Raw genomic sequence first — 19,243 nt, forward strand, 5'->3', positions numbered from 1 at the left:
AGACCCTAGGCGTCCTGCGATTTGCGGATGGCGTCCGCCAGGTACTTGAGCATCGCCCGGGTGGCGCGGGGCACGCTGGTGCGCGAGACGATGTAGGCGTTGAGCGGCAGGCGGGGTTCCCACTCGGGCACGATGCGCTTGAGGCGCCCGCCGGGCACGTAGTCGCGGCCGAGTATCTCCGGGATCAACCCCACGCCGGTTCCGCAGGCCACCATCTCGCGCAGCAGGCGGATGCTGTTCACGCGCGCCCGCACCCGGCCCAGCGCGGAGCGGCCCGCGCCCGACGGCACGGTGTTCCACAGGCTTTGCCCGGATTGCAGCTCGGTCACCACCCAGTCGAGCGCGGGCAGCGTGGCCAGGGATATGGGCTGCGGCAGGCCGGCCTCATAGGTGGGGCTGCAATAGAGCCCGTAGCGGATCTCGCCCAGCTTGCGCACCGTCAGCCGCGACGGCTTGGGTTCGCCGAAGGCGATCAGGATGTCCACGCCTTCGCCGATCAGGTCGATGGGCCGCGTGGTGGTGTCGACGACGATCTGCAGATCGCTGTGTTCCAGCGCGAATTCCGAGATCGCCTGTCCCAGCCACGCGGTGCCGAATTCGATCGGCATCGCGACGTGGAGCGTGCCCGACATGCTGGTGGCGCTGCGGGCGATCTTGCGCGCGATGCTGTCGCGGGCACGCGCGATGTCGGCGCATTCCTGCAGCAGGTCGAGGCCCAGCGCGGTGGGCGAGACCTTGCGCGTATTGCGTTTGAGCAGCATCGCGCCGCAGCTTTTCTCCAGCGCGATCAGGCGGCGGCTGAGCGTGGCGCGCGGCACGCCCAGCTTGTGCGCGGCCGACGTGAGCGAGCCGCTTTCCACCACGGATTGGAACAGCATCAGATCGTCGAGATCGAGTGACAGCTGCATGACGCGGCCTTACCCCTTTAGCGCTATGTCCTATTGCGTATAGGCATGTTAGCGCACGCTACCTAGACTTCGTTCCTATATCCATGGCGGGAGATGCCCGCTGCGAACGTGGAGCACGAGAGCATGGGGCGGGCGATGCGGAAGGAGATGTTCTGGAGCGGCGCGCGCGGAACCGTTTGCGCGCTGGCGTTCGGACTGGCCTTTTCCGCGGCATGGGCCCAGGAGCCCGTGCCGGACGCCGAGGTGGGGCAGGTCGCGCAGGAGCGGCTGGCCGACGCCGATACCCTGCTGGCGCTGACCCAGGACGGCGCGATCCTGTACGCGCAGGATCCGGTCAAGCTCAGCGGCTATCAGTATTGCAGCCAGGCGGTGGCGCTGGCCGAGCAGGGCGAGTTCCGGCAGAGCGTGCGCGCCGCCAGCAAGGCGCTGCACCTGGCCCAGGCCACCAAGGATCCCAACCTGGCCGCGCTGGCCAATCGCGACCTGGCGATCGCCTATAGCTACGCGGGCCGGCTGGACAAGGCGGAGTCCTTCGCGCGCGAGGCGCTGCGGCATCCCCCCAAGGAGCCGGAGAAAGTCCTCGGTCCGGTGCACAAGGTGCTGGGCGACGTCGAGGTCCGGCGCGGCGACTATCCCGCGGCGATCAAGAGCTACGAAACCGCGCTGGCCAGCAGTTCGGAACGCTACGCTCCCCTTGTTCGGGTGTCGCTGGTCAACGCGCTGGCCGAGACCGGCGATGCGGCGCGGGCGCGGCAGATGCTGGACGCCACCGCTCAGCCGTCCGATCCGGCGCTGGCCACGCAATGGCAGCGTACGCGGGCGCGGGTCCTGCTGGCCGAGAACCGGCCGCGGGAGGCGGCGGACCTGTACCGTTCGCTCACGACGCGGCAGACCGGCACCGACAGCGGCTACTACCAGCTATGGGCCTGGGACGGCGTGGCGCGCAGCGAGATCGCACTGGGCAACAAGCCGGCGGCGGCCGATGCGCTGGGCAAGGCGCTCGACGGCGTGGACGCGGTGCGCGCGCGCTTTCGCAGCGACGAATTCAAAATGGGCCTATTCTCGGACATGCAATCCGTGTTCGAGCGCGCGATCGGCCTCTACAGCGACCTGGGCAATGCGCCGGCGGCGTTCGAGCTGAGCGAGCGCAGCCGCAGCCGCGCGCTGCTGGATGCGGTGCGCGGACGAGGCAGCGTGCCGGAGGCGGCCACGGCCACGCTGTCGCTGTCGGGCCTGCAGCAGTCACTGGCACCGGACGAACGCGTGATCCAGTTCCACGCCTTGCCCGAGCGCCTGCAGGCCTGGGTCGTGGGGCCGTCCGAACTGCGGGAAGTGTCCATCCCCATCGGGCGCGAGGACCTGGCCAAGCTGGTCGATGCCTTGCGCGACCTGATCGTCAACGGCAAGCGCGGCGCGGTCGATGGTGCGGCACGGGTGGGCGAACTGCTGATCGCGCCGCTGGGCATCGCGCCCGGGCAGCGGCTGATCGTCGTGCCGCACGGCCCGCTGCACTACCTGCCGTTCCAGGCGCTGCGCCTGAACGGCGCCTACCTGATAGAAAGCCACGCGATGTCGGTGGCGCCGTCGATGAGCATCGCCGTGCAGCTGGCGCGCAGGACGCCGCGCGTCTCGCCCGCCCTGACCGCGTTCGGCAATCCGCGCATCGAGGACCAGTACGACCTGCCGGGCGCGGAGCGCGAGGTGCAGGAACTGGCGCGGCTGTTCCCGCAGAAGAACGTCTACATGGGCAGCGCCGCCACCAAGACCCAGTTCAAGCAAGCCGCCGCCCGCGCGCCTCTGATCCACGTGGCCGCCCACGCGCAGGCCGATACCGTGGACCCGCTGTATTCACGCATCCTGCTGGCCAACGAAGACGGCCGGCAGAGCTTCCTGGAAGCGCGCGAGATCCTGGGGCTGGACATGAACCACACGGCCCTGGTCACGCTGTCGGCGTGCGAGTCGGGACTGGGCCGGATCGCGCAGGGCGACGAGGTGCTGGGGTTCACGCGGTCCTTCCTGTCCGCCGGGTCGTCCAGCCTGATCGCGTCGCTGTGGCCGGTGTCCGACGACGCCGCGGAACTGCTGATGAGCACCCTGTACGCCGAGCTGGCCAAGGGCAGCGACATCCAGCGGGCGATGCAGGCCGGCCAGCTTGCCGTTCTCAAGCGCAACAAGATGGCGCACCCGTTCTTCTGGGCGCCGTTCAACCTGATCGGGAACTGGCGCCTGACGGTGGAGGGCTGAAGCATGCGGGGTGCCGACAAGACATGGAATCGCCGGGGCATCGCCGCCGCGGCGATGGGGCTGGCGTGCTCGGCCGCGCTGGCCCAGACGCCCGGGCCGCTGGCGCAGGCGCCGTCGCAGCGCCTGCCCGAACCGCCCGCGCCCGCCGCGCAAGCGGGCTTCCGTTTGCAGCAGGTGACCTTCACCGGCGCCGCCGCCATACCCGCGGACGAATTGCAGGCGCTGGCGGCCGGGTATGTGGGCCGCGATGTCTCGCTGTCCGACCTGGAGGCACTGGCGCGGGAGGTGACCGAGCTGTATCGCAGCCGCGGCTACTTCCTGGCCCAGGCGCTGGTGCCGGTGCAGACCGTGCGCGACGGACGGGTCGAGATCAGCGTCGTCGAGGGACGGCTGGGCAAGGTGGACATCCAGGTCGCGCCGGATGCGCCGATCTCCGAGGGGCGCATCCGCGCCTACCTCGCGCCGCTGCAGCCGGGCCAGCCGGTCAGCGCGCAAAGCTACGAACGCGCCATGCTGCTGCTGTCGGATCTGCCCGGCATCAAGGTGTCGTCCGGCCTGCAGGAGGGCAGCGAGCCCGGCACGACGGACCTGGTGGTCGAAGTGACGCAGGCGCGGCGCGTGACCTTCGCCTTCGACGCGGACAACCACGGCACGCGCGAATCGGGCCGGGTCCGGGTGGGCGGCACCATGCGCGTGGCCAGTCCTCTGGGCCTGGGCGACAACCTGGACGCCCGGCTCATGATGTCCGAGGGCAATTCGCTGAACTTCGGGCGGCTGGGCTACGAGGTGCCGCTGGGCACGGACGGCCTGCGCCTGGGCGCGGGTGTCTCGCGCGTGCGCTATGAACTGGGCCAGCCCTGGTCGCAACTGGGCGCGAAGGGCCGGGCCACGGTGGCCGACCTGTCGTTGAACTATCCGGTCATCCGGCAGCGCGGCCAGAACCTGTTCCTGCGACTGGGCGTGGACCACAAGGAACTGCGCGACGATCTTTCCATGTTCTCGTATTCGGCGCGCAAGAACGTCGTCGGCGTGGGCCTGGGCTGGAGCTGGGAGCGGCGCGATGAACTGTTCGGCGGCGGCTACTGGGCCAGCACGGGCACGCTGTACCACGGGCGCCTGGACATCAAGGACGATCTGACGCGCGCGATGGACCAGGGGCCGGCGGGCCACCGCACGGACGGCGGCTTCACCAAGCTGACCTGGCAGGTGTCGCGCCTGCAATCCGTACTGCCGCGCCACAGCCTGTACGTGTCCCTGGGCGGGCAGCTGACCAACGGCAACCTGGACGCTTCCGAGAAGCTGGCGCTGGGCGGCGCGCGCGCCGTGCGGGCCTTCCCGTCCAGCGAACTGCTGGTGGACGAGGGCGTGCTGGGCGTGGTCGAGTGGCGCTGGTCCGCCACCGAGGACCTGACGCCCTATGTGTTCTACGACGTGGGCAAGGGCCGGATGTTCCATTCGCCCACCAGCCTGGACACCAACAATACCCGCAGCATGCAGGGCTTCGGTATCGGCGCCGTGTGGTCGCGGCCCGGCGATTTCATGGTGAACGTCTCGCTGGCGTGGCGCCGCAACACGGCCGCGCCGGTTACCGATGGCGGCGATCGCAAGCCCCGGATCTTCGTGCAATTCCAGAAAGTGTTTTGAGGGCCCGGGGCGGCCGGGGACCGGCGCCCAAGGCGGCGCGAACCGCGCTCCGGGACCAGGAGAACCACATGAGTGCAGCTACCCGTTCCTCGCGCAAGGCCCGCGGGCCCGCGTTCCCGGCGCCGGAGGCGCGCTGGAATCCCCGTCCGCTGGCGCTGGCCCTTGCCCTGGTGGGCACCAGCGCGGGCGCCCAGATGCCGACCGGATTCAATCCCGTGCAGGGCAGCGTGCTCACGCCCGTCACGAGCGGCAACACCATGTCCATCCAGCAGCAGAGCGACCGCGCCATCATCGAGTGGGGCTCGTTCTCGATCGGCGCGGGCAACGCGGTCCGCTTCCTGCAACCTGGCGCCTCCAGCATCGCGCTGAACCGGGTGCTGGGCGGAGACCTGTCCCGGATCTCGGGCGAGCTGTCGGCCAATGGCCGGATCTTCCTGATCAATCCCGCGGGCGTGCTGTTCGGCCAGGGATCGAAGGTGGAGACGGGCGGCCTGGTCGCCTCGACGCTCAACATCAGTAACGCCGATTTCATGGCGGGCCGCTTCCGGTTCGAGCGCGACGACGCCAACAACGCGTCCGTGACGAACCTGGGGACCCTGACCGCGCCGGGATCGACCATCGCGCTGATGGCCGCCACGGTGGTCAACGGCGGCGAAGGGAAGATCCTGGCCGACGGCGGCACCGTGGGGCTGGTATCGGCCCGCCAGGTGACGCTGGACTTCCAGGGCGACGGCCTGACCACGTTCCGCTTCGCGCCGGACGCCGGTGCCAGCATGGCCGCGGTCACCAACGAAAGCGGCGCGATGCTCCAGGCCAACGGCGGCCGGGTGGCGGTGCTGGCGGATTCGACCCAGGTCGCGCAGCGCGTGGTCAACCAGCAAGGCACGATACGCGCGCAATCGCTGACCGCGCGCAATGGCGAGATCATCCTGGGGGCGTCGGGCCAGGCCGACGTGGCCGTGGGCGGCATGCTGGACGTATCGGGCGCGGCGGGGGCGACAGGCGGCACCATCCACGTCGACGGCGGTGGTATCCGTACCCAGTCGGCCCGCATGGATGCATCGGGCGACGGCGGGGGTGGGCGCATCCAGCTGGAAGGCCGGCGCGCGGTCACGATGGACGAGGGCAGCAGGCTGCATGCGGATGCGCTGGGTTCCGGCCATGGCGGGACCATCGCCGTCGACGCCCCGGGGCTGCACGCGGCGGGCACCATGACGGCGAATGCCGCGGGCAGCGGCGCGGGCGGCGCCGTTACCACGTCGGGCGGCGTGGTCGAGATCGGGGCGGTCCACGTTTCGGCGGCCGGCGCGGGCAGCGGCGCGAACGGCAAGTGGACGATCGCCTCGCAGGGCGACGTGATCGTTGGCGCCGCGCCGGCGGCGCGGCCCGCCACCGAGGTGTCCGCGGCCAGCGATGACAGCCGGGTATCGGGCGGCGCCGTGGGCGAAGCGCTGGGGAACCGTACCGACGTGACCGTGGCCGCCACCGGCTTCGCGCTCGACGGCGGCCGGGGGCAGAGCGGCAACGTGGTGTTCGAGAGCGAGGCGAGCGTCGTCAAGACGCAGGGCGGCACGTCCACGCTGCGCGTGGATGCCATGCGCAACATCGACATGTGGGACGGATCGCGCATCGAGTCGCAGGCCGGCGCGCTGAATGTGGAGTTCAACGCCGATTCCTCGGGCAAGGCGGCGATGCGCCGGCTGGAGGGCGCCAGCGATTTCGTCGAGGAGAGCGGCGGCAGCATCGACCTGGAAGGCTCCACCATCACCACCCGGGGCGGGGATCTGCGCCTGTTCGGACAAAGCGATGTCGCCGGCGGCAAGGCGAGCGGCGGTACATCCTTCGTGAAAGGCCGGGCGCAGACCCGCCGCGACGGTATCTTCGTCGGCTGGAGCGACGTATCGCTGTGCGCCGACGACGCCTGCGCGGCGGGTGGCTCGCTGGCCGCGGCCGGGACCGGCATTACCACGGTCGATGCGACGTCCGGCCGGGGCGTGGAAGGGGGAGCAGGCGTCACCTTCAGCGGTACCGGCGTAGCGGCGGGCGGCGATATCTCGATCACCGGCCATGGCGGCGTGGCGGCCGCCGGCGTGCGGATAGACGGGCGCCGCGAAGGCGGCACGCAGCACTCGATGAGCGCCGCGGGCGACATCACCATCGTCGGCACGGCGGCGGCCGCCACGCTGGCCAACAATCTTCCGGCGAACACGCCGGAAGCCGGCGTGGCGATCCGCAACACGACCTTGTCGGCGGGTGGCGACGTGACGATCGACGGCAAGGGTTCCAACCTGGACGCGCTGACCCAGTCGCCCGACATCTTCGGCGTGCTGGGTTACGACACCATCGAGGCGGTCGATGGCGTGTCCCTGCTCGACGCCCGGGTGCTGGCCGGGCCCGGCCGCGACATCCTGATCACCGGGGCCGCGGGCGGCGACGGCTTGATCATCGAGAGCGACGGCGCCTCGGGGGCGACCTATACCCCCATCGCCGCGCGTGGCGTGCGCATCGAAAAAAGCGTGGAGGCCCTGGAGGCACCTGGCGGGGCCGCGCCCGACATCGCCACGGACGGCGGCCGCATCCGCATCGCCGGCCGCGACAGCGACGTCTGGCTGGCGGGCGAACCGACCAAGGTGGGCGCGACGCTGCAAGTGGATGCCAGCAGCGCGGACGGCCGGGGTGGCAGCATCGAGATCACCGGACGCAACGTGGGCGTGCTGGGCGCGACCGCGCTGCTGGCCGATGGCGCCACCGGCGGCGGCGACGTGACGGTGCAGGCCGAGGCCGTGGCGGCGGTGGATGATTTCGCGCGCGTGCAGGCGAACGCGACCGGCGCCAGCAGCGACGGCGGCAAGCTGCTGTTGACGGGGGATGATGGCTTGCGCGTCCATGGTTCGCTCCAGGCGCGGGGCACGGGCGCGGGGGCCGGCGGGCGGATCGAGACTTCCGGCGGCGGCGTGGATGCCAGCGGAGTCCGGATCGATGCCGGAACCGGCACCGGCGCGGCCGGAAACTGGATCGTCGATCCCTACGACGTCCGCATCGTCCACGGCATGGGGCCGGGGGCGCCGGTGGACACCCCGTTCGAGGCCGTGAGCGATACCACCATCCAGGACTTCAGCATCAACACCGCCCTGGATGCGGGCACCAGCGTGCGGATAGGGACCGGGGCCGGCAGCGGCACGGGCGGCGACATCACCCTAGACAGCGGCGTGGATATCCGCCGCACGACGGGCACGGCGCCCCTGGAGTTCGCGCTGGATGCCTACCGCGGCATACGCGGCGATTCGTTCAGCATCGTGTCCGAGGCCGGCGCGCTCGACCTGGCGTTCAACAGCAATGCCAGCGGCACCTTGTCGGGCGACCAGTCCATCGCCTTCCAGAATGCGACGCTGACCACCAACGGCGGATCGGTCATCCTGTATGGCCAGAGCGACCCGGTGGCCGGCAGCGCCAGTTCCAACCGCGGGCCGGCCATCCGCCTGGTGGACAGCTTCATCGACACGCGCGTCGGCCAGAGCGATGCCGGCGCCGGCGGGAACGTCGTGCTGCGGGGCGCGGGCGACGGGGTGGCCAGCGTGGACATCCAGGGCGGCCGCATCGACGCGGCCACCGGCAGCGTCACGGTGCGCGGCGTTTCCACCAACTACGGCGAGGGCGTGCAGATAACGTCGGGTGGCAGCGACGACGCCATCATCACGACCACGGCCGGCAACATCGACATCGTCGGCATCGGCGGCAGCGATTCGTCGGCGGGCGCGGAAGGCGTCAGGATGGAAGGAGCGCATCTGCAGTCCGCCAGCGGCGACGTGGACGTGCGCGGGTTGGCGCAGGGGGCCGGCACGACCGCCGCCGGTGTGATCCTGGAGGGTTCCTCGCTGGTCGCGCAGGCGGGCCGGGTACGGGTGGCGGGGCAGTCCGAAGGCAGCGGCCTGGGCATCGACCTGCAAGGCGGATCGTCAAGCCTGTCGTCGCACGCCATCGACGGTCAGCAAGGCGTCGTCCTGCGGGCCGACAACGACGGCAGCGCCGATGCGATCGCGCTCGAGGCCTCGGTCCGGTCGGGCGTGTCGATCAACCTGCGGCCGGGCGGCGTCGATGCCGCGGGGAACGCCACCGATCACGCCGCGACCCGGATTTCCGTGGGCGGGGCGGGCGGCAACGGGTTTTCATTGTCGGACGCCGACATGGGGAACCTGGACGCGCCCACCATCATCGTCGGCAGCAACACGCATGCCGCCGACATCTCGGTGGACGGCGCGGTAGCGACCTCCGGCAACCTGACCTTGCAGAATGAAGGAGGCGGGGCGATTGCGCTGGGTGGCAACGTGACGGCCGCCACGCTGGCGCTGCTGGCGGGCGGGAACGTGACCCAGTCGCCCGCCGCCGCGATCACCGCGAATGCGCTGGCGGCCCGGTCGGCCACGGGCGACGTCGTGCTGACCCACCCGGGCAATGCCGTGGCCACGGTTGCAGGCGGCGCGGCGGGCGACTTCCGCTACGTCGATGCCGACGGCATCACGATCGGCAACGTGCCGGCCCTGGGCATGGACGCCGCGACCAACGGCGTGCAGACCCGAGCGCTGGATGGCATTTCGGCCGACCGCGCCATCGTGCAGGCTCGTGCCGGGAACGTCACGGCCAATGCCGCGATTACCGCGCCGACGGCCATCACGCTGCAGGCGGACGCCGGCGCCGTCCAGGTCAACCGGACCCTGGACAGCGGATCGGTCGCCTTGCTGGCGGCCGGAGATGTCGGCCAGCAGGCGGGGGCCGCCATCACCGCCGGCACGCTGGTCGCCCGTTCGACCGGCGCGGGCGTGACGCTGACGGACGCGGGCAACCAGGCCGGGATCCTGGCGGGCAGCGCGGCCACCGATTTCCGGTATGCGGACGCCGACGGCCTGACCCTGGGGAATGCCGCCGTCGTGGGCCATGACACCGCGGGCAACGTGCAGACCGTTGCCGCGTCGGGGATCTCGGCCGATACGACGCAGATCGCGGCTCGCAAGGGCGATCTGGACGTCGCCGCCGCCGTCTCGGCCGCCGACCTGCTCAGCCTGCAGGCCGACACCGGGGCGATCGGCGTGGGTGCCGCGGTCCAGGGGCGCACGGTGGCGCTGCTGGCCAGCGGCGACATCACGCAAGCCGCCGCCGGCTCCATTGCAGGCGAAGCACTGCTGGCCCGGTCGAGCGCGGGCGACGTCCGACTGGCGGCCGGGAACAATGACGTGCGCACGTTGGCGGCATCCGCCGCGGGCGACCTGCGCTATCGCGGCAGCGGCGACCTGGCGGTGGCAACGGTGACGGCGGGGGCGCTGGACGCCAGCGGCACGCCGCAGACCGTTGCGGCTTCGGGCCTGACGGCCACCGATGCGATCGTCCAGGCGACCACGGGCAACCTGTCGGTCCAGGCGGCTTCGAACGCATCCAACGGGCTGACCTTGCAGGCGGACGCGGGAAGCGTGCAAGTCGGGCAATCGCTGCAGGCGCGAACCGTGGCCCTGCTGGCTCGCGGAGACATCGGCCAGCAAGCCGGCGCGGGCATCACGGCGGACACGCTGGCGGCCCGGTCGACGGCCGGTGCGGTGACGCTGACCGCCGCCGGCAATGACGCCGGCGTGTTCGCGGGCAGCGCGGCCACCGAATTGCGCTATGCCGATGCGAACGCGCTGACCGTCGGCGACGCCACCGTCGCCATCCAGGACACGGCGGGCGGGCTGTCGTCATCGACCGTGGCCGGTGCGCAGGCCGGCGTGGTGCGGATCGCGGCGCGCACGGGGAGCCTGACGGTTGCCTCGGACGTGACGGCCACCGACACCGCCAGCCTGCAAGCCGATGCCGGCGCCGTGGCCGTGGACGCCGCCGTGCGGGCCCGCGCCGTGGCGCTGCTTGCCGCGGGCGACGTCACCGAATTGACCTCCGCCGGGATCGCGGCGGAGACGCTGCTGGCGCGCTCGACAGGCGGCGACGTCCTGCTCGAAGGCGGCGGCAACGACGTGCGCGCGCTGGCGGGCAGCGCGGCCGGAAGCCTGAGTTATCGAGGCGCCGGCGACCTGGCCGTGGCGGCCGTGACGGCCAGCGCCCTCGATGCGGCGGGTGTGTCGCAGGCGGTCTCCGGGGCGGGCGTGACGGCCGACGATGCGTTCGTGCGGGCCACCTCGGGCAATCTGTCCGTTGCCGCCGCGTCGACCGCCGCGGGGGCCATGGTGCTCCAGGCGGACGCCGGCAACGTTGCGCTGGAGCAATCCGTGCAAGCCGCCACGGTCGCGCTGCTTGCGGGCGGCGACATCGGCCAAAGCGCATCGGGAACGATCACCGCCGACGCGCTGACGGCCCGCAGCACCGGCGGCAGCGTCGGCCTGGACCAGGCCTCGAACCACGTCGGGACGGTGGCGGGCGGGGCGCGCGCCGCGTTCGCCTATACCGATGCCGATGCCCTGCGCATAGGCGAGGTCACGCTGCCGACCCTGGGTTCGGGCGAGGGCCTGCTGGCGGGCTCCGAGCGCGGCATAAGCGCCGACACCTCGGTCGTGCGGACCCAGTCCGGCGACCTGACGCTGGATGCCGACGTGACCGGCGGCACCGCCGACCTGGTGGCGGCGGCGCGCTTCCAGAATCCGGCCGGCGCGCGCATCGATACCTCCGGGCGCTGGCGCGTGTGGGCCGACACCTGGGAAGGCGAGACACGCGGCGGCATGGCCGGTTCGGGTACGTTGCCCAACCTGTACGGCCGTACCTACGGCGCGTCCGTCGCCGACGCGGACAACCACTTCATCTACCGGCAACAGCCCACCGTGACCGTGACGCTGGACAGCGCGTCGCGGCCGGCCGGCATCGGCAACCCCGCCCTGGGCTATACGCTGGAGGGCCTGATCCTGGGCGATACCGGGGCGGGCATCAGCGGCACGGCCGGGTCGGCCGCCAATGCATCGAGCCCGGCCGGCACCTATGCCGTGACGGCGGCCACGCCCTTCGTCTCGGCCGAGGGATATCTGATCAACGTCGTGCCGGGCGTGCTGACCGTGAACAGCTATACCCTGCCCAGCGTGGACCTCCAGCGCGAGATACCGACCACCTACCTGTACGACCGGAACCTGGCGCCGGTGGCCATGTGTTTCGCCACCGGACCGATAGCCGGCGACCGGGTCGAGCAGGCGGGGGATGTGCTGGCCCGGGAATGGTCCCGGGTGCGGACGCGGCCGAACCTGAGCAACTGCGTGTCCACCGATCGCCGCAACGCCTGCTCGGATTTTTAGGGGGAACGGGACCTAGAGACTGGCCGACCGGGCGCCGCGCCCGGCCGGTGTCCAGCGTCCCAGCAGCGCGCGCAGCTTGGCGGGCGCGACCGGCTTGGTCAGCAGCGTGACCGAGGTTTCCCGTATCCGCTGCAGGATGTCCGGCGTGGTCGTGCCCGAGATCATGATGGCAGTGGCGCGCGGCCGCAGCTCCCGCGCCTGCAGCAGCAGCGCGAGCCCGTCGTCGCTGTCGCCCAGCTGCAGGTCGCACAGGATCACGTCGTAGCGCCGGCTGGCGTCGCGCAGCTTGCGCAGCGCGTCGTCGGCGGTGCGCGCCTGGTCCACGCGGCAGTGCCATTGCCGCAGCAGGTGGGCCGTCCCCTCCAGGATGGCCTCGTCGTCGTCGATCAGCAGACAGTCCAGGTCCAGCGAGGTCGTGCCGGCGGCATCGGGAGAAGCAGCCTGGGGCGCCACGGGCGGCGCATCGGTCGTGGGCAGCAGCAGCGAGAACGTACTGCCGCGGCGCAGCGCGGACCGTACGCGGATGTCGGTTTGCAGCAGGCGGGCGATGCGGGCGCAGATGGACAGTCCCAGGCCGAAGCCGTTGCGCCGGTCGCGCTGAGGGTTGGCGACCTGGTAGAACTCTTCGAAGATGCGCGACTGCTGGATGGGCGCGACGCCGATGCCGTTGTCGCGGACCTCGATCCGCGTGCCGGCGCCGTCGCGCCGCGCGGCGACCAGCACCCGGCCGCCCTCGCTGTGGCGCACGGCGTTGCGCACCAGGTTGTCCAGCACGCGCATGGCCAGGCCGGCATCGGTCATGACCGCGCGGCCCCGGTCGCGCCATACCAGCTCCACGCCCGCCTCGCGCGCGACCGCCCCATGCATGGCGTCGAGCTGCTCGAACAGGTCGCGCACGCGCACCGGGGCATAGGACGGCGACAGCACGTTGGCGTCGAGCCGGGAAATGTCCAGCAGCGCATCCAGCAGCGCGCTCATGACCTGGGTGCCCTCTTGCAGGCGCTGCATGGCGGGTAGCTGCGCCGGGCTGGCGGTGGGCAGCAGGCCGTCGATGAACAGCCCCATCGCATGCACCGGCTGACGCAGGTCGTGGCTGGCCGTGGCCAGGAAGCGCGTGCGCGAACGCGTGGCCTGCTCGGCCTGCGACAGCCGCGCGAGCGCTTCCCGGGTGGCGGCCTGGATGCGCGCTTCCTGCGACGAATAGGCGTCCTGCAGGCGCTGCGCCATGTGGTCGACGTCGCTGGCCAGGGCGGCGATTTCATTGCGGCCACAGGGACCGCAGCGGGCGTCCAGCTTGCCGCCTTGCAGCGATGAGACGGTCGCGGAGATCCGCTTCAGCGGCCGGGCGACGGCGCGCGCCATGTGGCGCGCCGACAGCCAGGCCAGCAGCAGGGCCGTTCCGCCTATCAGGCCGCCGGCCAGCATCGAGGCCGCGCGCGCGCTCCGGTGTTCGGCATCGTCCAGGAATACCCGCACCGTGCCGATGTCCAGCGCCGGTCCGCCGGGGCGGGGGTAGTCGGTCAGGCCGCGCGTGGCGCGCAGGCGCACCGGCTCGGCGAAGGGGCGGGCATGCTTGAGCTTCTCCGACTCGGGACCCGCCGCGATGGCGATGCCCGTTCCATTGCCGATCTCGACGCGCGAGGCGATGCCCTTGGCCACCATGTTCTCGGCCAGATCGCGCAGAGTCTCCACGTCGCCGGCATACAGGCTCAGGTCGCTGGCCACGGCCAGCTGCCGCGCGATCGCCGCGCCGTTGGCGCGGAACGCCTGTTCCAGCGCGTCCAGGCGCTCGTGGGTGAACCACAGCGTCAGCGCCACGGCGGCGGTGGCGCACGGCAGCACGCCCAATCGGATGAGGTCGCGTTGCAGGCTGTCCGATCGAAGCGCGGCGGGGAGCATGGGAGGCATGGCAGCCCTAGTCCCGGCGCGCCACGGCCGCCGTCAGGTCGTCGTCGGGCGGCAGGGCCAGCCCCAGCCGCCTGGCCACGTGCGGATTGGTGCGCACGGTCAGCCGCCGCGGGGCCTCGACCACCGGCGGGCCGGGAGGCGCCTGCCGGAGCCGCAAGGTCAGGGCATGAGCCTGTTCGGCCAGTTGCGCGTTGCCGGGTACCAGCGCCGCCAGGGCGCCTGCGCGCACCATGGCTTCGCTGGTGGCGAAGACCGGCAGGTTGGCCGTGGCCGCCGATTGCAGCAGCGCCAGGGCCGCGGCGGACGTCGACCCCACCGGGTCGGGCAGTACGAGCAGCGCGTCGCTGGCGGGCACGACGGTCTGCAAGGCGCCGGTCAGCGCGTGGGAATCGGGCGCGTCGGCGGCGGTGATGGCCCAGGGCCGGCCGCCGCGAGACGGATGCTGGGCCGGCCACGTCAGGGCCGCGCTGGCCAGTTCGCGCATCAGCGGTTCGGCCTGGGGTGCGGTCACGACACCTACCCGGCGCTTGCCGGGCAGCACGGCGTCGATCAGGCTGAGCTGTTCGGCCGCCGCCGGGTCGCGCAACAGCACGCCTATGGCGCGATCGGGGCGGCGCAGCGCGGGCAGCGCACGCAGCTCCTCGTACTCCAGGCGACCCAGCAGGGCCAGCAGCACCGGTTCGTTGCCGGCGCGCAGGACCACGGCCCGGGCCGCCCTGGGGCCCACGGCGACCAGCACGCCCGGCCCGCTGCCTTCGGCGCGGGCCGGCGGCGGGGAGGCCGAGGCCCCCGTGTCGGGCAGCATGGAGCCGCGCGCGCTGCGCGTGCGCACGCCGGCCAGGACGGAATCGCCGTCGTCGGGGCCGGAGCGCGGCGCGGCCGCCTGCTGCCCGTCGAGCTGGCGCAGCGAGTCCAGCGGCAGGATGTCGACCTTGCCCTGGGTCAGGCGGTGCGAGGCGGCGTTGACGCTGCGCATCTGCGCGGCGAACTCGCCGTACTGCTGGATCGTATCGTCCAGGATGAGCGTCATGTCGGCCGCCCAGGACGCGGCCAGCGGCGCGGCCAGCCATAGGAGGGCCAACCGGCGCAGAAGCAGCAACAGAGGCGGCGCGGAGTTTCGGAACACGTTGCGAGGATTCGTGGAAGCTGTATCCGCAATCTACGTAAGCCTGGCGCGCGCGGCGATAGGGCAGAGGGCCTATGCCGCCAGCCGCCGCGCCGCTGCAAGCGCCACGCCCGCGTGCGATGGGATAGGCCGCTTGGCATATCGATCCGGACCGGGGATTTGCGCACACTATGGCATCCGCCTGCCATCTTCCTGGAGTGCGCGCCATGAAAACCTCCGTCCGGCCCCGCGCCTTTCCCTCGGGTCCCCTTGCCGCCGCGGCCCTGGCCTGCGCGGCCGCCCTCGCGATTCCGCATCCGGGGCATGCCCAGTCCGGCAACTTCGGCACCGAGACGCCCTCGGTCAACCAGATCATCGACCAGCTCAAGACCGGCGGCGGCGACGATGCCACCGCCGGCGTGCGCACGCGCGCGCTGCGCCCCGGCGCCTCGTCCCAGGCCACCGCGATGCCCGAAGCGCCGGCACCGGCGGCGCCCGCCGCCATTTCCATGCAGATCCAGTTCGCGTTCGGTTCGGACCAGATCGCCGAAAGCTCGCGCCGGTCCATCGACAACCTGGCCGCGGCCCTGGCCTCGAGCGAGCTCAAGGGCCGCATGTTCACCGTCGCGGGCCATACCGACGGGGTGGGGTCGGCCGACTACAACATGCGCCTGTCGCAGCGGCGGGCCGCCTCGGTCAAGTCCTACCTGGTGGGCCATGGCGTCGACGCCGCGCGGCTGCGCACGGTGGGCAAGGGCCCGACCGAACTGCTGAACCCGGCCGACCCGCGTGCCGCCGAGAATCGGCGCGTGGAAATCATCGCCACCGGGTCTTAACCGCGCGCCGGATTCCGGCGCGCCGCGGGAGGACCGCCATGGCCATGCACGTCGTCAACGGGGCGCTGCTGCAATGCAGTTTCGGCGTGGCGCCCTCGTCCCTGGTGGTGCTGCCCGTCAACAAGATGATGTCCTCGAACCAGCCGGCGGCCAACATCATGGACCACAAGCCCATGGTCAACATCATGCCCTTCGGCATGTGCGCCAGCCTGGGCAACCCCTCGGTCGCCTCGGCGACTTCCGCCGCCCTGGGCGTGCTTACCCCCATGCCCTGCGTGCCCGCGACCAGCAGTCCCTGGGTGCCCGGATCGCCCACCGTCATGCTGGCCAACCAGCCGGTCCTGAACAACACCTCGACCTGCATGTGCAACTGGGGCGGGGTGATCACCATCACCATGCCGGGGCAGGTGACCGAACTCGTGCCTTGACGGGGCGGGCCGCCAGGCCCGGCGTCATGCCGCCTCGGTGCTCAGCACGACCTTGCCGACCTGATCGATGGCGGGCTTCTCGGGCCGGACGGCATCGCTGTCGTCCACCCGGATGTTGCTGAAGGGGGCATCGCCGGCGGGCGGCTTGTCCTCGTCGCCACCGCCAAGCAGCGACCTGGCCTTGTCTTCGTCCGCGCCCGTGGCCTTGTCCAGGACGTCCTGCACGCCGTCCTTGCGTGCCCGGTCGACGTTGCCGACCTTGTCCTTCATATCCTTGGCGCTGTTGGCCGGATCCAGGAAGTTGAACTTGTTGTCGCCCAGCTGGCTGACCGCATCGTCCATCTTCTTGCCGCTTTCCCTGGCCTGTTCCGTGGCTTCCAGGAGATTGTCCTTGGTGTGCTTGACGTCCTGCACCACGCCGGTGGCCTGCTTGATCTTGTCGCGCACCGGATTCCACACGGTCTGCCCCACGGTATCGCCCAGGCCGAAGGCATCGAGCAGCAGGTTGAACAGCGGAAACAGGGTGTTGCGCACCTGCAGGGCCAGCAGCATGGGTAGCCGGCCCAGCCAGATCTCCATGGTCCGGGCATCCTTGCTGAGCGCCTGCCCGCGCATCTTCTGCAATTCCCCGCTCAGTTCCTCGACGATGAAATCGATGATGACGTCCAGGTGGGCGGCATGCTTGGTCAGGAAATCGCGCAGCAGCTCCGCGCCCTTGTTGAGCAACTGCTGTTTGCCCATGCTGACCTTGCCCAGCTGGGTCTCGCCCTCGGCTTTCTTGTTGTCTCCTGGCGGCGGAAAACCCGCCAGCTTGAACACGAGGTCCACGATCAGCTTGCTCAGCGCTTCGCGCGTGGACAGCGCGGTCAGCACGCGAAGGTCGCCGTCCCCGGCGGCCAGGAGCAGATTGGTGTAGATGCGCTCGAGAATGGAGACCGAGACCTTGGCGATCTCCTGGACCACCGTGTCGACGAAGCCGGGCAGCGGCTGGATGCCAGTGCCCTCGGAGATCGCCCGTGCGATCAACGCCGGCGCGGGAACGATCTTGTTCAGGTTCTTGAGATCCGTGCGAGGTTCGTTCCAGCGCGATCCGCCCGAGAGGGTGGCGAAGGCCGCGGCCAGCGCATCGCTACCGGGGCGCGTGCGGGCGCCCGCCGTCTCCAGCCAGTCGGTCAGCGATTCCTGGGCGCCCTTGGCCTTCTCCTGCGCTTCCTCGACCTTGTCCTGGGCATCGTCGATGGCTTTTTCGGCCTTGCCCAGGGGGTTGTCGGCGTAGGTCTTGGGGGCTGCGGGCGAACCCGCGCCCTGTGCGTCCGGCGCTTCCTTCTCGAAGAACCAGATGCCGAAGGTGGGCTCGCGGCCGTCCCGTATCGCCGTGACGGAGAAGGCCCGGCAGGCTTCTTCGATGCCGGCTTCATATTCGGCGCGCGCCGCCTGGAACATGGCCTTGTAGGTGTCCTGGGCCTTGAACAGGTACTTGGGGATGTCGGCGATGAATCCGCCCACCCCGCCGACGGCCCCCAGCGGCCCGGGCAGGGGCAGCGACGGCAGCCCCGCGCCTCCGCCGGCTCCCGGCTTGAATGCCGAGGCGCACAGCACGGCAAAGTCGGCGCGCACCTGGTGCAGGTCCACGCCGGTCTGGTGCAGGGTCGGATAGTCGATCGATCCGACGTTCAGTTTGTCTCCGGCGGTCTGGATCTTGACCAGCAGCGGCAGGAATTGCTCGGGGCCGACCGCCGCGGATTTCTGGCCGCTGCCCAGCAGCGAGCCGACCGTTTCCATGGCGCCGCCGATCGCGCCTTGCATATTGGTTTCGAGTACGTGCTTGGCGGCGTCGACGAAGCTGAACAGCAGCATGGTCTCGCGCAGCAGGGCGTCGCGGCAGCCTATGCCGTGTCCTGGCGGCCCCTTGCCGGCGAAGGTGTCGTTCATGTCGCCATGGACCTTGCCGAAGTGAATGAACTCGATGGGCATCGGGCGGCTGCCGCGGTTCTCGTCGGAGGATTGGCTTTCCGAGCCTTGAGCGGTGGGCTTGAGGAAGAGTTTTTGCGGCTGGCCGAGTTTGTCGTTGAGCGGATCGCGGGCGTAGTAGTACGGCGTGCCATTGGGCACGCCGCCGGCGCCACCGCCCAGCTTGCCGGCGACGTCGTCGATCAGTCCACCTACGGTCGAGTCTTTTCCGGCGACGCTATCGGCCTTGTCCGCCGCTGTGCCGGCTGCGCTTTCGAGTAGTCCCATCGCTTATTTCTCCTCGGTCGTCGAGGCGCCGGCGTGGTGAAGGCATCTCCTAGACATGGAGCTCTTCCAGCTTGGCGCGCGTCGCATCGTCCGGCTCGCCGGTTGCTTCCAATCCATACTGGCTCTGGAAGCGCTTGAGTGCATCGCGGGTGGCGTCGCCGATGCTCCCGCTCTCGCCGCCGCAATCGAACCCCAGGTTCTCCAGCCTGCGCTGCACGCCCGCGTTGTCGCTGACCGGCCGCAACGCACCGATGGCGATGTCGTAGACCTCGGCGCCCTCGGACAGCGTCAGCGTGGCGCTGCGCGTCTCGCCCGGGATGGGGTGCTCCAGCTTGCCGTCGCCGTCGGTCACGCCATGGATCACCTTGTCGCCGAAGACCAGGGTATAGGCCTCCTTGGCGCGGGGCTCGTCCAGCACCGTCAGCCGCAGCTTGAGCTTGGTCGGTTCGCCCTTGCGCTTGAACGTGTGGCGGGCGTCCACCGGCTTGCTGACCGACTTCGTGCCCTTGTCGGGAATGAAGATCTCGTCGCCCGGCACGAGCTGGTTGGGATCCTTGCGCTTGGCGCGCAGGCCGGCGTTGCTGCCGTGCTCCCAGATCGTCTTCCACAGGAATCCGTGATCCTTGGCGATGCTGGCGATGCTGTCGTTCTCCGCCACCGTGTAGTTGGGCATGGC

General features: G+C 70.9%; 10 protein-coding genes. 5 read left to right on the forward strand and 5 right to left on the reverse strand.

What is annotated here, in order from left to right; genetic code table 11:
• Positions 1-5: 5 nt before the first annotated feature.
• Entirely contained in the window at positions 6-908 is a 903-nt protein-coding gene (locus tag WKR98_RS09800; RefSeq protein ID WP_124687926.1) for a LysR family transcriptional regulator, read from the reverse strand.
• A 93-nt stretch (positions 909-1,001) separates the two neighbouring features.
• Between WKR98_RS09800 and WKR98_RS09805 the strand changes: the two genes are divergently transcribed.
• The 3 genes from WKR98_RS09805 to WKR98_RS09815 all read left to right on the forward strand — a co-directional run bounded on the left by WKR98_RS09805 (position 1,002) and on the right by WKR98_RS09815 (position 12,052).
• Positions 1,002-3,152 (forward strand): CHAT domain-containing protein, encoded by a 2,151-nt coding sequence (locus tag WKR98_RS09805; protein WP_238160290.1) that lies wholly within the window; start codon positions 1,002-1,004, stop codon positions 3,150-3,152.
• 3 nt (positions 3,153-3,155) lie between these two features.
• Positions 3,156-4,796 carry a ShlB/FhaC/HecB family hemolysin secretion/activation protein gene (locus tag WKR98_RS09810; RefSeq protein ID WP_341432760.1) on the forward strand — a complete coding sequence of 547 codons (1,641 nt, stop codon included), beginning with the start codon at positions 3,156-3,158 and terminating at the stop codon, positions 4,794-4,796.
• A 68-nt stretch (positions 4,797-4,864) separates the two neighbouring features.
• Positions 4,865-12,052: a two-partner secretion domain-containing protein gene (locus WKR98_RS09815; protein ID WP_341432761.1), complete on the forward strand. Its 7,188-nt coding sequence runs from the start codon at positions 4,865-4,867 to the stop codon at positions 12,050-12,052.
• 12 nt (positions 12,053-12,064) lie between these two features.
• Here the strand turns inward: WKR98_RS09815 and WKR98_RS09820 are convergent, their stop codons facing one another.
• Complete coding sequence (locus tag WKR98_RS09820) at positions 12,065-13,960, reverse strand: hybrid sensor histidine kinase/response regulator (RefSeq protein WP_124687928.1); 1,896 nt, start codon at positions 13,958-13,960, stop codon at positions 12,065-12,067.
• A 7-nt stretch (positions 13,961-13,967) separates the two neighbouring features.
• The gene (locus tag WKR98_RS09825) at positions 13,968-15,086 is read right to left on the reverse strand and encodes an ABC transporter substrate-binding protein (protein ID WP_238160291.1); all 1,119 of its coding nucleotides are present in this window, start codon (positions 15,084-15,086) and stop codon (positions 13,968-13,970) included.
• 206 nt (positions 15,087-15,292) lie between these two features.
• Between WKR98_RS09825 and WKR98_RS09830 the strand changes: the two genes are divergently transcribed.
• Both WKR98_RS09830 and WKR98_RS09835 read left to right on the forward strand, forming a co-directional pair.
• Positions 15,293-15,901, forward strand: coding sequence for an OmpA family protein (locus tag WKR98_RS09830; protein ID WP_161567698.1), 609 nt, complete (start codon positions 15,293-15,295; stop codon positions 15,899-15,901).
• A gap of 38 nt (positions 15,902-15,939) precedes the next feature.
• Positions 15,940-16,329: a DUF4280 domain-containing protein gene (locus WKR98_RS09835; RefSeq protein WP_124687930.1), complete on the forward strand. Its 390-nt coding sequence runs from the start codon at positions 15,940-15,942 to the stop codon at positions 16,327-16,329.
• 24 nt (positions 16,330-16,353) lie between these two features.
• Here WKR98_RS09835 and WKR98_RS09840 read toward each other — a convergent pair whose 3' ends face one another.
• A complete protein-coding gene (locus WKR98_RS09840; RefSeq protein ID WP_341432762.1) occupies positions 16,354-18,567 on the reverse strand; it encodes a hypothetical protein in 2,214 nt (737 codons plus the stop codon).
• Between the two features lie 49 nt (positions 18,568-18,616).
• Positions 18,617-19,240 (reverse strand): PGRP and LysM peptidoglycan-binding domain-containing protein, encoded by a 624-nt coding sequence (locus WKR98_RS09845; protein WP_341432763.1) that lies wholly within the window; start codon positions 19,238-19,240, stop codon positions 18,617-18,619.
• Positions 19,241-19,243 lie beyond the last annotated feature (3 nt).

This window comes from Pigmentiphaga sp. YJ18, from assembly GCF_038066655.1.
Lineage (GTDB): Bacteria > Pseudomonadota > Gammaproteobacteria > Burkholderiales > Burkholderiaceae_B > Pigmentiphaga.